This window comes from Amycolatopsis sp. cg5 (assembly GCF_041346955.1).
In the GTDB taxonomy this organism is placed as follows: domain Bacteria; phylum Actinomycetota; class Actinomycetes; order Mycobacteriales; family Pseudonocardiaceae; genus Amycolatopsis.
In genome coordinates, this window is record NZ_CP166849.1 from 1 (window position 1) to 14298 (window position 14298).

General features: G+C 63.4%; 9 protein-coding genes and 3 rRNA genes. 9 read left to right on the forward strand and 3 right to left on the reverse strand.

What is annotated here, in order from left to right; genetic code table 11:
- Positions 1-233: 233 nt before the first annotated feature.
- From AB5J62_RS00005 to AB5J62_RS00025, 5 genes are all read left to right on the forward strand, one after another.
- Positions 234-1747: ribosomal RNA gene (locus tag AB5J62_RS00005) — 16S ribosomal RNA — on the forward strand.
- A 300-nt stretch (positions 1748-2047) separates the two neighbouring features.
- Positions 2048-5170: ribosomal RNA gene (locus AB5J62_RS00010) — 23S ribosomal RNA — on the forward strand.
- Between the two features lie 87 nt (positions 5171-5257).
- Positions 5258-5374 (forward strand): 5S ribosomal RNA (rrf, locus tag AB5J62_RS00015).
- The 16S, 23S and 5S rRNA genes sit together here, the layout of an rRNA operon.
- A 430-nt stretch (positions 5375-5804) precedes the next feature.
- Positions 5805-6485 carry a hypothetical protein gene (locus AB5J62_RS00020; RefSeq protein WP_370946026.1) on the forward strand — a complete coding sequence of 227 codons (681 nt, stop codon included), beginning with the start codon at positions 5805-5807 and terminating at the stop codon, positions 6483-6485.
- A 45-nt stretch (positions 6486-6530) separates the two neighbouring features.
- Positions 6531-7616, forward strand: a complete 1086-nt coding sequence (locus tag AB5J62_RS00025) for a helix-turn-helix domain-containing protein (protein ID WP_370946027.1) — start codon at positions 6531-6533, stop codon at positions 7614-7616.
- Here the strand turns inward: AB5J62_RS00025 and AB5J62_RS00030 are convergent.
- Positions 7613-7933: a nucleotide pyrophosphohydrolase gene (locus tag AB5J62_RS00030; RefSeq protein WP_091299810.1), complete on the reverse strand. Its 321-nt coding sequence runs from the start codon at positions 7931-7933 to the stop codon at positions 7613-7615. The genes AB5J62_RS00025 and AB5J62_RS00030 overlap by 4 nt on opposite strands.
- Positions 7934-8131: 198 nt before the next feature.
- Between AB5J62_RS00030 and AB5J62_RS00035 the strand changes: the two genes are divergently transcribed.
- The 4 genes from AB5J62_RS00035 (at position 8132) to AB5J62_RS00050 (ending at position 13419) form a co-directional block, all read left to right on the forward strand.
- Positions 8132-8962: a histidine kinase gene (locus AB5J62_RS00035; RefSeq protein ID WP_370946028.1), complete on the forward strand. Its 831-nt coding sequence runs from the start codon at positions 8132-8134 to the stop codon at positions 8960-8962.
- An 80-nt stretch (positions 8963-9042) separates the two neighbouring features.
- Positions 9043-10395 carry a tetratricopeptide repeat protein gene (locus AB5J62_RS00040; protein ID WP_370946029.1) on the forward strand — a complete coding sequence of 451 codons (1353 nt, stop codon included), beginning with the start codon at positions 9043-9045 and terminating at the stop codon, positions 10393-10395.
- Between the two features lie 218 nt (positions 10396-10613).
- The gene (locus AB5J62_RS00045; protein WP_370946030.1) at positions 10614-11828 is read left to right on the forward strand and encodes an exonuclease domain-containing protein; all 1215 of its coding nucleotides are present in this window, start codon (positions 10614-10616) and stop codon (positions 11826-11828) included.
- A 34-nt stretch (positions 11829-11862) separates the two neighbouring features.
- The gene (locus tag AB5J62_RS00050) at positions 11863-13419 is read left to right on the forward strand and encodes a hypothetical protein (protein WP_370946031.1); all 1557 of its coding nucleotides are present in this window, start codon (positions 11863-11865) and stop codon (positions 13417-13419) included.
- A 3-nt stretch (positions 13420-13422) separates the two neighbouring features.
- Here the strand turns inward: AB5J62_RS00050 and AB5J62_RS00055 are convergent, their stop codons facing one another.
- Together AB5J62_RS00055 and AB5J62_RS00060 are read right to left on the reverse strand one after the other, a co-directional pair.
- Positions 13423-13566 carry a hypothetical protein gene (locus tag AB5J62_RS00055; RefSeq protein WP_370950501.1) on the reverse strand — a complete coding sequence of 48 codons (144 nt, stop codon included), beginning with the start codon at positions 13564-13566 and terminating at the stop codon, positions 13423-13425.
- 275 nt (positions 13567-13841) lie between these two features.
- Positions 13842-14246 (reverse strand): winged helix-turn-helix transcriptional regulator, encoded by a 405-nt coding sequence (locus tag AB5J62_RS00060; RefSeq protein WP_370946032.1) that lies wholly within the window; start codon positions 14244-14246, stop codon positions 13842-13844.
- Between the last annotated feature and the right edge of the window lie 52 nt (positions 14247-14298).

Sequence of the window (14298 nt, forward strand, 5' to 3'; positions counted from 1 at the left end):
AAAGTTCTCCAAGTCGCCAGGGAAACCGGGTGGCCGACCGGGAGAGATAGAGTCCCGAAAACTTGCTAGAAAACAATTCGCTCTGGATAAGGTCAGGGAAACCTGATGCGATCCTCGGTGTGTTGCTTGAGAACTCAACAGTGTGCTAGTGAACTAAGCCAGTAGAGCTTATTTATTGAACCTCGTTTGAGGTTCCTTTGAGAGCAAGTATTTTGCCTCGATTAAACTGTTCATTGTTGGAGAGTTTGATCCTGGCTCAGGACGAACGCTGGCGGCGTGCTTAACACATGCAAGTCGAACGATGAAGCCTTCGGGTGGATTAGTGGCGAACGGGTGAGTAACACGTGGGCAATCTGCCCTGTACTTTGGGATAAGCCTTGGAAACGAGGTCTAATACCGGATATGACTAGCCTTCGCATGGAGGCTGGTGGAAAGCTCCGGCGGTACAGGATGAGCCCGCGGCCTATCAGCTTGTTGGTGGGGTAATGGCCTACCAAGGCGACGACGGGTAGCCGGCCTGAGAGGGTGACCGGCCACACTGGGACTGAGACACGGCCCAGACTCCTACGGGAGGCAGCAGTGGGGAATATTGCACAATGGGCGCAAGCCTGATGCAGCGACGCCGCGTGAGGGATGACGGCCTTCGGGTTGTAAACCTCTTTCGCCAGGGACGAAGCGTAAGTGACGGTACCTGGATAAGAAGCACCGGCTAACTACGTGCCAGCAGCCGCGGTAATACGTAGGGTGCGAGCGTTGTCCGGAATTATTGGGCGTAAAGAGCTCGTAGGCGGTTTGTCGCGTCGGTTGTGAAAACTGGAGGCTTAACCTTCAGCGTGCAATCGATACGGGCAGACTTGAGTTCGGTAGGGGAGTCTGGAATTCCTGGTGTAGCGGTGAAATGCGCAGATATCAGGAGGAACACCGGTGGCGAAGGCGGGACTCTGGGCCGATACTGACGCTGAGGAGCGAAAGCGTGGGGAGCGAACAGGATTAGATACCCTGGTAGTCCACGCTGTAAACGGTGGGTGCTAGGTGTGGGCGACATTCCACGTTGTCCGTGCCGTAGCTAACGCATTAAGCACCCCGCCTGGGGAGTACGGCCGCAAGGCTAAAACTCAAAGGAATTGACGGGGGCCCGCACAAGCGGCGGAGCATGTGGATTAATTCGATGCAACGCGAAGAACCTTACCTGGGCTTGACATGGACAGGAAACATCCAGAGATGGGTGCCCCCTTGTGGTCTGTTCACAGGTGGTGCATGGCTGTCGTCAGCTCGTGTCGTGAGATGTTGGGTTAAGTCCCGCAACGAGCGCAACCCTTATCCTACGTTGCCAGCGCGTTATGGCGGGGACTCGTGGGAGACTGCCGGGGTCAACTCGGAGGAAGGTGGGGATGACGTCAAGTCATCATGCCCCTTATGTCCAGGGCTTCACACATGCTACAATGGCTGGTACAGAGGGCTGCGATACCGCGAGGTGGAGCGAATCCCTTAAAGCCGGTCTCAGTTCGGATCGCAGTCTGCAACTCGACTGCGTGAAGTCGGAGTCGCTAGTAATCGCAGATCAGCAACGCTGCGGTGAATACGTTCCCGGGCCTTGTACACACCGCCCGTCACGTCATGAAAGTCGGTAACACCCGAAGCCCATGGCCCAACCCGCAAGGGGGAGTGGTCGAAGGTGGGACTGGCGATTGGGACGAAGTCGTAACAAGGTAGCCGTACCGGAAGGTGCGGCTGGATCACCTCCTTTCTAAGGAGCACAACACATCCACGAATCCCGGGATACCCGGTACCAGATCGTGGGGTGGCCACCACTTGGAGATCAAATGTATCTCCGCGGTGGTTGCTCAAGGAATTGTGGAACTACTGGTTATGGTTTTCCTCTGCGAGCAGAGCTGAGCAAGTACTGCGGGTTTTCCCGCGTGGAACGTGACTGCCGAGGTCGAGAGTTGAATTGTTCGCTGGCACGCTGTTGGGTCCTGAGGCAGCACGCTGGTGTTGTTTCTGGTGTGGTGTTTGAGAACTGTAGAGTGGATGCGAGCATCTTTGTGGTCAAGTTTTTAAGGGCACATGGTGGATGTCTAGGCTTCAGGAGCCGATGAAGGACGTGGGAGGCTGCGATATGCCTCGGGGAGCTGTCAACCGAGCTGAGATCCGAGGATTTCCGAATGGGGAAACCCAGCACCAGTTATGTGGTGTTACCCGCATCTGAATATATAGGGTGTGTGGAGGGAACGCGGGGAAGTGAAACATCTCAGTACCCGTAGGAAGAGAAAACAACCGTGATTCCGTGAGTAGTGGCGAGCGAAAGCGGATGAGGCTAAACCGTGCACATGTCAAGCTGTCAGGCGTTGTGTGTGCGGTGTTGTGGGACCCGCCTTGAAGATTCTGACAAGTCTTCGGAGGCACGTTGCAGTTAGTGGAACTGTTTGGGAAAGCAGACCGGAGTGGGTGAGAGTCCCGTACGCGAAAACTGTGATTGTGTTTCTTGGTGGTGTTCCCGAGTAGCAGCGAGCTCGTGGAATTTGCTGTGAATCTGCCGGGACCACCCGGTAAGCCTAAATACTTCCTGAAGACCGATAGCGGACTAGTACCGTGAGGGAAAGATGAAAAGTACCCCGGGAGGGGAGTGAAAGAGTACCTGAAACCGTGTGCCTACAAGCCGTCAGAGCCTTCGGGTGATGGCGTGCCTTTTGAAGAATGAGCCTGCGAGTTAGTGCTGCGTGGCGAGGTTAACCCGTGTGGGGTAGCCGTAGCGAAAGCGAGTCTGAATAGGGCGATTTTAGTCGCGTGGTCTAGACCCGAAGCGGAGTGATCTACCCATGGCCAGGGTGAAGCGACGGTAAGACGTCGTGGAGGCCCGAACCCACTTAGGTTGAAAACTGAGGGGATGAGCTGTGGGTAGGGGTGAAAGGCCAATCAAACTCCGTGATAGCTGGTTCTCCCCGAAATGCATTTAGGTGCAGCGTCACATGTTTCTCCACGGGGGTAGAGCTACTGGATGGTCTAGGGGCCTTACCGGGTTACCGAAATCAACCAAACTCCGAATACCGTGGTGTGAGAGTGTGGCAGTGAGACGGCGGGGGATAAGCTTCGTCGTCGAGAGGGAAACAGCCCAGAACACCAGCTAAGGCCCCTAAGTGTGTGCTCAGTGGGAAAGGATGTGGGATTGCCCAGACAACCAGGAGGTTGGCTTAGAAGCAGCCACCCTTGAAAGAGTGCGTAATAGCTCACTGGTCAAGTGGTCCTGCGCCGACAATGTAGCGGGGCTTAAGCACACCGCCGAAGCTGTGTCATTCGTGCAATAGATCGGCTTGATCCTTCGGGGTCTTGTCTAGTCGCACGGATGGGTAGGGGAGCGTCCTGCATCCAGGGAAGCGGCGGCGGAAGCCAGTCGTGGAGGGTGTGGGAGTGAGAATGCAGGCATGAGTAGCGAATGCAGAGTGAGAAACTCTGCCGCCGGATGACCAAGGGTTCCTGGGCCAGGCTAATCCGCCCAGGGTAAGTCGGGACCTAAGGCGAGGCCGACAGGCGTAGTCGATGGACAACGGGTTGATATTCCCGTACCCGAGCATGTGCGTCCCTGATGAGGCGGTTGATACTAACCACCCAAAGCGCAAGCTGAAGCCTTCGGGTGAATGTTTGTTGTGGAGCGTGGGATCTGATTCCGTAGTAGTCAAGTGATGGGGTGACGCAGGAAGGTAGCTCCGCCAGTGAATGGTAGTACTGGTGTAAGCGTGTAGGCCGAGTGGTAGGCAAATCCGCCATTCATATAAGGCTGAGACGTGATGCGTAGCCGATTGAGGTGAAGTAGAGTGATCCTATGCTGCCGAGAAAAGCCTCTAGCGAGTGCATGCACGGCCCGTACCCCAAACCAACACAGGTGGTCAGGTAGAGAATACTAAGGCGATCGGGTGAACTGTGGTTAAGGAACTCGGCAAAATGCCCCCGTAACTTCGGGAGAAGGGGGGCCAAACACCTTGAAGTCCCTTGCGGACTAGGGGTGGGTGGCCGCAGAGACCAGCGGAAAGCGACTGTTTACTAAAAACACAGGTCCATGCGAAGTCGCAAGACGATGTATATGGACTGACGCCTGCCCGGTGCTGGAACGTTAAGAGGACCGGTTAACTCCCTTTGGGGGGTGAAGCTGAGAATTTAAGCGCCAGTAAACGGCGGTGGTAACTATAACCATCCTAAGGTAGCGAAATTCCTTGTCGGGTAAGTTCCGACCTGCACGAATGGCGTAACGACTTTCCGGCTGTCTCAACCACAGGCCCGGCGAAATTGCACTACGAGTAAAGATGCTCGTTACGCGCGGCAGGACGGAAAGACCCCGGGACCTTTACTATAGTTTGGTATTGGTTTTCGGTTCGGCTTGTGTAGGATAGGTGGGAGACTGTGAAGCGATCACGCTAGTGGTTGTGGAGTCGTTGTTGAAATACCACTCTGGTCGAATTGGGAATCTCAACCTCGGACCATGATCTGGTTCAGGGACAGTGCCTGATGGGTAGTTTAACTGGGGCGGTTGCCTCCCAAAGAGTAACGGAGGCGCCCAAAGGTTCCCTCAGCCTGGTTGGCAATCAGGTGTTGAGTGCAAGTGCACAAGGGAGCTTGACTGTGAGACAGACATGTCGAGCAGGGACGAAAGTCGGGACTAGTGATCCGGCACCACCTGGTGGAAGGGGTGTCGCTCAACGGATAAAAGGTACCCCGGGGATAACAGGCTGATCTTGCCCAAGAGTCCATATCGACGGCATGGTTTGGCACCTCGATGTCGGCTCGTCGCATCCTGGGGCCGGAGTAGGTCCCAAGGGTTGGGCTGTTCGCCCATTAAAGCGGCACGCGAGCTGGGTTTAGAACGTCGTGAGACAGTTCGGTCCCTATCCGCCGCGCGCGTAGGATACTTGAGGAAGGCTGTCCCTAGTACGAGAGGACCGGGACGGACGAACCTCTGGTGTGCCAGTTGTCACGCCAGTGGCATGGCTGGTTGGCCACGTTCGGAAGGGATAACCGCTGAAGGCATCTAAGCGGGAAGCCTGTTCCAAGATGAGGTATCCCACCCCCTTTGAGGGGTTAAGGCCCCCAACAGACCATTGGGTTGATAGGCCAGAAATGGACGCACAGTAATGTGTTATCGAGTTGACTGGTACTAATAGGCCGAGGGCTTGCCCACAAAAATGCTTCGCATCCACTCTACAGCTCTGAAACCCCACACCCGGGCCAGCTAGATCGGCTCAGTGAGTGTGTTGTTTCGTAGTGTTTCGGTGGTTATAGCGCCAGGGAAACGCCCGGTCCCATTCCGAACCCGGAAGCTAAGCCTGGTAGCGCCGATGGTACTGCAACCGAAGGGTTGTGGGAGAGTAGGACGCCGCCGAACTCAACATAAAGGCCCGGCCCCGGTCGAGAACCCCAGGTTCTCCCGGGGCCGGGCCCTTTTTTATGCCCGAAACCCGCCGCGGTCGCGTGCCTGGACGGACGGCGCGTGTGCCTGGAGAGTCGCCGCGCGTACCTGAGGAGTCGGCACGCCGTATCCCACGCCCAGGCACCTCGTGTCGGCCATCCAGAGACGGTCCCGACTCCCCAGGCACGCGTCCCGACCCTTCGGGTACGCGAGCCGACTTGCTGAGCACGCGTGCCGACTCTCTGGGTACGCCAGCCCGGAGCCGGTGTTTGCTGCTCGCGTACGCATCTTTGCCGGTCCCGTACGGGAGTTTGCGCTTCGCGGTGGGCGACACGCTGGGGCTGGCTTATGAGATTGGGACCGCATTTGCGGTAGGGTTGTCATAACCGTTGAGGAGGGGGAAGCGATGTCTGCGTTGCCTGGCGAGCTGCTGCCCGACTTCGTCTCTGACGCCTATCACGGGGCCGCTGCCGTTGATGCCGGGCTGGCGAGGCTCGGGCTCAGGCGGGAGGACCTCTACATCGCCGTGCGCAAAGGCGTTGAGGAACGTGGGTTGGTCACGGAGTTCGACCCCAGCACCGCGGACGGGCTGCGGGACTGGATGGCGAGGGTTCGCGAGCTGCGCCGGCGTTATCACCGCCAGGGGTGGACGCCGGAGAACCGGGCCAACGCCCCGTTCATGGTGAGCCCGAACGGGGACATCTACGTCGGGGTCATGCAGGGCAACGAGCACACCGGCAATCCCGACGGCAGGCTTGAGAGCTACCACGAGATCGGGGCGGTCAACGCGAACCTGACCGCGCACAACGACCTCGTCGGCATGGCGATCCCGGGGATCGACGAGTACCTCGGGCTGGACAAGGCCGAGGTCGCCAAGACCTGGTTCGTCGTCACGCGGTACGAGGAAGACAAGACCGGCGAACGGCGGGTGCACATCGAGGTCTCGCAGCCCGCGCCGACGAGTCAGGGGCAGAAGATCACGTCGTGGGCGAAGCGGCTTTGCTTGGCGCCGAAAAGCTTCCCGCCGGTGGTGCGGGTGGATTCCCCGGCGGGTGAAGGATCGCTCGTCACCGTTGAGATGCGCTGACCCCGACGCGCGGCGGCGGAGCAGGCGAACAACAATGGCGGGATCATGGTTACCCCCGAGCGGATCACGCTGGCGCGTAAACGGCGCAGCCTCACCGTTGCCGAGCTGGCACGGCGGTTGGACGTCAGCGCGCAGAGCGTGACCAACTACGAGCGTGGCAGGCAGCAGCCCAGTGCCGGGACGCTGCGAAGGCTGGCTTTGGTGCTGGGCTTTCCCGAGGCGTTCTTCATGGCGCCTCCCGGCGAAGAGGTGCCTGAGACGGCCGTCGCCTTCCGGGCGCGGAGCAAGCTGAGCCTGGGGAAGCGGGCGTCCGCGGTCAGTGCCGGGGTGCTGGCGGTCGAGTTCAACGCTTGGCTCGAAGAGACTTTCCGGTTGCCTGAACCGGATCTGCCCACACTCGACCATCCGGATCCCGAGACCGCCGCCGAGATGACGCGGGCGCGGTGGGGGCTGGGGAACGAACCGATCCCGAACGTCATTCATCTGCTCGAGGCGCACGGGGTGCGGGTGTTCTCGCTGGCCACCGAGCATTCGGAGGTCGACGCGTTCTCGTTCTGGCAGGCGAGCACGCCTTTTGTCTTCCTGAACACCGGCAAGACGCCGGAACGCAGCCGGTTCGACGCCGCGCACGAACTCGGGCACCTTGTCATGCACGCCGGGGCGAGGGAGTCGCGTGGCCCCGAGGCGGAGCAGCAAGCCAACGCGTTCGCCGGCGCGTTCCTGATGCCGAACGAAAGTGTTCGCGCGCTGATGCCGCAGGCTCCGTTGATCGACCAGATCCTGGAGGGCAAACAGATCTGGCGGGTCTCCGCGCTCGCGCTCACCTACCGGCTGCACGAGCTCGACATGCTCAGCGACTGGCAATATCGGTCGGCGTGCGTCGAGCTGAGCAGGCTCGGCTATCGCAAGGGCGAGCCGGACGGGATTCCCGGTGAGACCTCGCAACTGCTGACCAAGGTCTTCGCCGCGCTGCGGGAGAACGGCAAGAGCGTGCACGACGTCGCCGCGGAACTGCGGCTCGGGTCCGACGACCTCTCCGGGATGATGTTCGGGCTCGTCGTCGCGGCCGTCTCGACGCGACACCGGCCGCGGCCGGTGTCGCCGGGACGGCCGCGGCTGACCGTCGTTTAGCGCTCCAGGGCGGGGAAACGCAGTTCGTTGCGGTCGATCTTGGCGTTGGCGGCGGCGAACAGGTCGAGGCCGAGTACGTCGGCGAGGCGTACCAAGTAGAGGGTCACGTCGGCGATCTCGTCGAGGACGTTCGCCTCCAGCGCGGGGTCGTCGCGCCAGGCCTTCGCCTCGTCGGGCGTGAGCCATTGGAACAGCGAAGTCAGCTCGCCGACTTCGCCGGACAAGGCCATGACCAGGTTTTTCGGGGTGTGGTACGGCTCCCAGTCACGGGCGGCGGCGAAGTCGCGCAGGCGCTGGATGAGGTCTTCGAGGGTCACCCGGCCAGTATGGCGAACCCGGTCCGTGACGGTCACGCAGTGCAAACGGCCGTATGGCGGACACGCGTTGACGTGCAAATTGCAGACTGCATAGCTTGTTGGTGGCTCGGGGCCGCTCAGGGAAGGAGCTGGGCCCACTTGAGGTATACCGAGACGCTGCGTAGCCGGATCACGGTTTTGGTGCCGACCGTCGCCTTGGTGCTGGTCGCCGTCGTGGTCGCGGGATTGCTCATCCGGCAGGCCGCGCAGGTGCGGAACTTCGCGGAACAAGGTGTTCAGGCGGCCAGCGAGGCGTCGCGATTCATTACGGCGCAACAGGATTCGCGGACTGTCGCGGTACAGGCCGGACGGTCGGCTGCCGAGTTCAATCAGGCCATCGACGGAGCGATCACGAAGCTCGAAGGGTTCGCACGGGACGCGCCGAACGCGCGGCTGGCCGTCGAACAAGAGACGGCCGTGCAGTTGCTGCGGGCCACCGAAGGGATGTTCCGGACCGATGTGCTGGCCGCCGCGGGCTCGGTGCCCGCGCGGGAAAGCCGGGAGTATGCCGCGCAAATCGGTGTCTACCATGCGAATCTCGACGCGGCGGGCGGGAAGCTCAGTGCCTATGGGACGGAGCTGTACACCGCGCTGATCAGCAGCGAGAGCTGGAGCCGGGTGACCGCCGTCGAGTACGCGCTGGTCACCGGGGGCTCGCCGCCGATCGCCGACGCCGACTGGCGGGCGGCCGCGCGGGATGTCGGAGAGCAGCTGTCCGCCTTGTACACCCGGCAAAGTACCTATGCGACTCAGCTCGCTGTCGACAGTGGACGGCGGACGCTGACCGGGGCGCTCGCCGCCGGCGCGGCGATTTTGATCTTGGCCGGGCTGGTTTTCTGTCTTGCGACGCGGTTGACCGGACGGATTCGGGGGCCGGTGTTGCGGGCGCCCGCGGAACCGCTTTCGTTACAGGCCGTGCGGTCGTCGACGGCGGCTCCGCCAGACGTTCGCACAGTGCAAGCCGTGTTGGAAGGGCTTCGACAGCGGTGACTTTCCGTAGCATATTAGGCCGAAAAGACTACGCGGTTGGCCCACACGCTCGGTTGCGGCGGTGCGGCAAAATGGCCGAGATGAGTTCGACGACGGATCTGCGCGGGTATTTGCGCACCTTGGACGCGGAAACGCTGATCGAGCTCCTCCATGCCCAAGCCGGCCGCGACCCCGAGTTGCGGCGCGCGCTCGAGCTGAAGGCGGGTACGCAGGGTGGCGACGTCGCCGAGGCGCATCGGCTGCTCGACACCGCGGCCGTCGGCGGCAGCTTCGAGTACGCGACCAAGGTCGGGTCCGTATTGGACACCTTGCAGCGCCTGCTCGACGCGGGCAGCCGCGCGGACCTGGCGCCGCTGGCCCGGCGCACGGTCGACGACATCAGCCGGGTGCTGGAACAGATCGACGACTACTCCGGCGTGGTCTACGACGAGCTCGAACGGGCCGTCGAGCTCTACGCGCGTGCCTGCGTGGCGCATCCGCCGGACGTGAACGGGCTCGCCGACTGGATTCTGCGGATCGAGTTCGGCGAGCGGGACTGGCCGGAGATCGAACTGGCCGACTTCGCGCAGGCGCTGGGTGACAAGGGCATCGCCCGTATCAAGTCCACTGTGGACAAGATGATCGCCGATGGCGTCGACGGTCATCAGCTGGCGACGGCCGAGCGGCTCAGGGAGGACATCGCCGAAATCTCCGGCGATGTCGACGCGCTCGTCGCCATCCTCTCGGCGAAACCGCCTCGGCTGGACATCAGCCTCAAGATCGTCAGGGTGCTGCGCGGCGCCGGGCGGCACGCCGAGGCCATCGCGCACGCGGCCAAGGCGCTCGCGCACGACAAGGGCCCGTCGCGGGCGCCGGTGGTCGACGAGCTGGCCGGCGCGTACCAGGAGGCCGGACAGGCCGACGAGGCGCTTACCTTGCGCCGCACCGAGTTCGACCGCAAACCGTCGCATGCCGCCTACTTGGCGTTGCGTGAGGTCGCCACCGAACATGGCCAGTGGCCGGCGCAGAAGCGGGCCGCGCTGTCGTTGCTGCGGGAACGCGCCGACGAGGACGCGGCGGTCGCCGACGAGCTCGTCCGCGTACTGCTGACCGAGGAACGGCCGGACGAGGCCTGGCGGGTGTCCACTCGCTACGGTGGCTCGCTCGAACTGCGACTCGAACTCGCCGAACTGCGTGAACAAGATCATCCGGTCGAAGTGATCCCGGTTTACAAGATTCATGTCGATGAATTGATCGCGCACAAAGATCCTTCTTACTACCGGGAAGCGGCCAAACAGCTGCGCAAACTCCGGACTTTGCACAAACGGGCGGACAGCGCTGAGGAATTCAGCTCGTACCTGGCCGATCTGGTGGAAACTCACAAACGCAAGACCCGTTTGCTGGCCGAGGTCCGCAACGCGAGAATCGCGCTGCCCAAGGTGGTTCGGGCGTAACTTCCGGCGGGGTCCCGTCGTTATCCCCATCGAGCTCGTCCCGCGATCAAGCCGGGGCGACGGCCGATTCGGGATCCCTGCTCGAATCCAGGCGACCGCGCCCGCCTGAAAACCGTCGCCCCGGCGTTCGTGTTTTACGGCGAGTCCTCCCGGAAATGCCGATCGGATACGGCAAGCTGTCACGTGCTTTCGCTACGTGACACCGTGGAGGACTCAGTATGGCGGGATACGCCGTCGTCGACCTCGAAACGACCGGGCTGGATTCCACCCGCCGGGATCGCGTCGTCGAATTGTCCGTGGTGCACGTTTCACCGATCGGGGAAATCACCGGCCAGTGGGAAACGCTCGTCAATCCGCGCCGGGATCTCGGGCCGCAGCGGATCCATCGCGTGACGGCGGCGCAGATCCTGCGCGCGCCGACGTTCGACCAGGTCGCGGGTGAGCTCGCCCGGCTGCTGGCCGGCCGGGTCATGGTCGCGCACAACCTCCGCTTCGACGGCGGCTTCCTCGCTTCCGAGTACGCGCGCCACGGCTACCGCGTCCCGCTCGGGCCGCACGTCGGCATGTGCACGATGCAGCTGGGCCAGCGTTATCTGCCCGGCGCGGGCCGGAGTCTCGCCGACTGCTGTGCCGCGTTCGGCATCACCATCGAAGACGCGCACCGCGCCAGCGCCGACGCGTTCGCCACCGCGCGGTTGCTCGGCGGTTACCTGCGCATGGACCCGGAAGGTCCGCGCTGGCGCCAAGAACTCGAACTCGCGGGTGAGCACCCGTGGCCGTCGTTCTTCGGTGACGAGGCGCCGTGGATGGCCAGGGAGCACGCCGAAGCCAGGGACGAGCACTTCCTCGCCAGGCTCGTCGAGAACCTCCCGACCACGCACGCAGACGGCGAGCAGACGGCTTACCTCGCTTCACTCGATCAGGCACTTCTGGATCGGCACATCTCGGTCGCCGAGGCCGACGCGCTGGTCACCATCGCCGCCGAACTCGGCATCGACCGGATCACCGCGACCGGCCTGCACCGCGCCTACCTCGGCCAGCTGGCCACCGCCGCGCTCGTCGACGGCCGAGTCACCGCCGCCGAGCTCGCCGATCTCCGCCAGGTCGGTGACCTGCTCGGACTCACCGTCTACGACGTCGACCACGCGCTGCGGGACGCGCCGCGCGGCCGTCCGCCGGTGATCGACCGGTTCGTGCTCGAACGCGGCGACCGGGTCGTCTTCACCGGCGAGATGAGCCAGCCGCGTCCCGACTGGGAGCAGCGCGCGCTCGACGCGGGCCTCAACGTCCATCCCGCCGTCACGAAGAAGGTGAAACTGCTGGTCGCGGCCGATCCCGACACGCTGTCCGGCAAGGGCCGGAAGGCCAGGGACTACGGCATTCCGGTGATCACCGAGGACGCGTTCGCCGGCATGCTCGATCGGGGTCTTTGACGATGGCGAAATCCGCGATGGAAGCATGTGCGACATGAGCCCGGTGAGTCGTGTGCGCAAGAGGGTTTCCGAGCCCGAGCCGCAGAGTGTGAACGGTCTTTTCAAGGACATCCTCAAGGACTTCGCGTCCGTCGGCACCGAGCCGGACCCGCTGGAAGTCGAGCTGCTGACCTCCGAGGTGACCGGGCAGTGGTGGGACTTCCCGCTCGAAGAGGACGAGTCGCCGCTCGGCCTGGAGCTGATCGGCTTCGCGAGCCGCAAGATCACCCCCGGCGCCGCCGCGCTGCTGGCCGCGCTCAAGGTGCTCGGCGAGACCGAGGAGGAGCGCGAGGAGGCCGCGGCCGCGCTGGAGACCGTGCTGGGCCGCGGTATCCCGGCGCCAGACTGGGCCGACACGCTCGGCCAGGTCACCCTCGGCGAGTGCATCGCCAGCCGTGACGTCTACGGCGACGAGACGTCGCTGCTGTGCACCTTCAGCTACGGCGAGGCCAAGCACGGCGTGCTCGCGCTGCTCGACTTCACCGACGGCGGCCGCGTGCGCGACGTCGTCGTGGTCGACGCGCCGGACGAGGTGCTCGCCGACATGCGCAAGCAGGCGGCCGAGGACAGCGACCTGGTCACGATCGTCGACGTCGAGCCGGCGCGGGCGCACCAGCTGCTCGCCGACGGGTTCGCGACCACGGACGCGATCGAAGAGCCCGACGTCAGCGAGGACTTCGCCCGGTTCCGCTCGCTCGCGCTGGTGCGGCTGCGCGCCTTCCCCCAGGCCGCCGAGTCGCCCGAGCTGCTCGAGCTGACCGACGAGGCGCGCGACGAGGTCGTCGCCGAGTTCCTCGCGGCGGAGCACGAGGTCGAGGACAACGAGGCGACCCGCGCGGTGGCGCGGCTGCTCGTCGACTACGGCTGCGAGTACGAGCCGGTCAACCCGCTGCGGGTCGGCCCGGAGAAGCTCGCGCGGTTCCTTGAGTCACTGCTGGACGGCGAGTTCGAGCTCGACGAGGAGTACGAGCCGGTGCTCGGCGACGTGCTGCTCGCCTGGGCCGGCTGGGGCGCGGACCGGGCTGGTGTGCCGGACGCCGCCAAGCTGGCGCTGCTCAGCGCGGTCGCGGACTACCTGGAGGAGTTCGGGCAGGACGAGGACTCGGCCGCCGACGTCTACCTCGACGGCACCGAGGAGTTCGACAGCGCCGAGGAGATCGCCGAGACGATCGAGCGCCGCATGTTCGCCATCCCCTCGGTCTACACCGAGATCGGCGACGAGGAGCTCGAGCTGGAGCCCACCGACCCCGAGCAGCGCAGGCTGCTGGTGATCGGTGAGCACCCGGAGTATCACGAGGCGCTGGCGGCCGAGGAGTTCGACGGCGAGCCGCGGATGCAGCTCGCGCTCAAGACGGCCGTGGTGGATCAGCTCTGGGACAACGAGCCTGCCGAGGTCTGGGAAGCGGCGTCGAGGCTCTCCGAAAGCGGGGCGGAGCGCGACGACGTGCTCGAGCGGCTGACCGAGGTGCTGGCGAAGCAGCTTCAGCCCGCTGGGACCGACGAGCTGGCCTTCGACCTCGACGAGTACCGCAAGGCACTCTCCCAGATGTGACGGCTAACCGACCGGCGGACTGGCCTCCCTGACATCGGCGGCCTTCCGCCGTCGGTCCCCGAACGCGTCGTCCAGATCGACCACGAAGGTGCCCACCGCCATGGCGACCAACAGCGCCATGCCGAGCAGCGCACCGATCCAAGTCATGATGAGTGAAAACATTTCTGGCCTCCCCGCAGGTCAGGAGTGGTTTGAACTGCCTTAAGCGTGGCTCCCGTCAACCCCTACTGGTATCGGCCAAGCGGTTACAGCTGCGCTGCGTTGCTCGGCCGATCGGCCGACACTTCCGGCACCGAGTGGTCGCGGCCAGCGACGAGTGCCCGCCGGAACCGGCCCCGATCACCGGTACGGCGTAGTTCGATGCTCGAAGGCTGTCACGAACGCCCCTGGTGGAACCTCTGACGTTCCGCGAGGGGCGTTCGTTACGAGTGGTCCGGCCTGGCGTCGAAAGCGGCCCGCGAACTGAGGATCTCGGAGACGTTCCGCTCCGACCATTCGCCGATCGCGTTGAGTAGTTTTCCGGCGTCCACGCCGAGCGGGGTGAGCAGGTATTCGACCCGCGGCGGGACCGTCGGATAGACCTTCCTGGTGGCGAGACCGTCGCGCTCCAGCCCGCGCAGCGTCTGCGTGAGCATCTTCTGGGTGATCCCGGTCAGCCTGCGGCGGAGCTCGTTGAACCGCATCGGGCCGTCGTGCTGGCGCAGCGCCGAGACCACCAGCAGCGTCCACTTGTTGGCGAGTGCGTCGAGCACGGTCCTGGCTGGGCAGTCCTCAAGGTAGGAATCGACCCAGCTCTTGTCTGGATGCAGGTGGCGGACGGTATCCATAAGGTACCTGGATATCAAAAAGGTGCCTTCTTCACAAGAGTGACCATCGCAT

Coding starts and splice junctions, on each gene's coding strand:
- AB5J62_RS00060 (WP_370946032.1), bottom strand. CDS start 14,246: ATGGATACCGTCCGCCACCTGCATCCAGACAAGAGCTGGGTCGATTCC.
- AB5J62_RS00040 (WP_370946029.1), top strand. CDS start 9,043: ATGAGTTCGACGACGGATCTGCGCGGGTATTTGCGCACCTTGGACGCG.
- AB5J62_RS00020 (WP_370946026.1), top strand. CDS start 5,805: ATGTCTGCGTTGCCTGGCGAGCTGCTGCCCGACTTCGTCTCTGACGCC.
- AB5J62_RS00055 (WP_370950501.1), bottom strand. CDS start 13,566: ATGACTTGGATCGGTGCGCTGCTCGGCATGGCGCTGTTGGTCGCCATG.
- AB5J62_RS00050 (WP_370946031.1), top strand. CDS start 11,863: ATGAGCCCGGTGAGTCGTGTGCGCAAGAGGGTTTCCGAGCCCGAGCCG.
- AB5J62_RS00045 (WP_370946030.1), top strand. CDS start 10,614: ATGGCGGGATACGCCGTCGTCGACCTCGAAACGACCGGGCTGGATTCC.
- AB5J62_RS00025 (WP_370946027.1), top strand. CDS start 6,531: ATGGTTACCCCCGAGCGGATCACGCTGGCGCGTAAACGGCGCAGCCTC.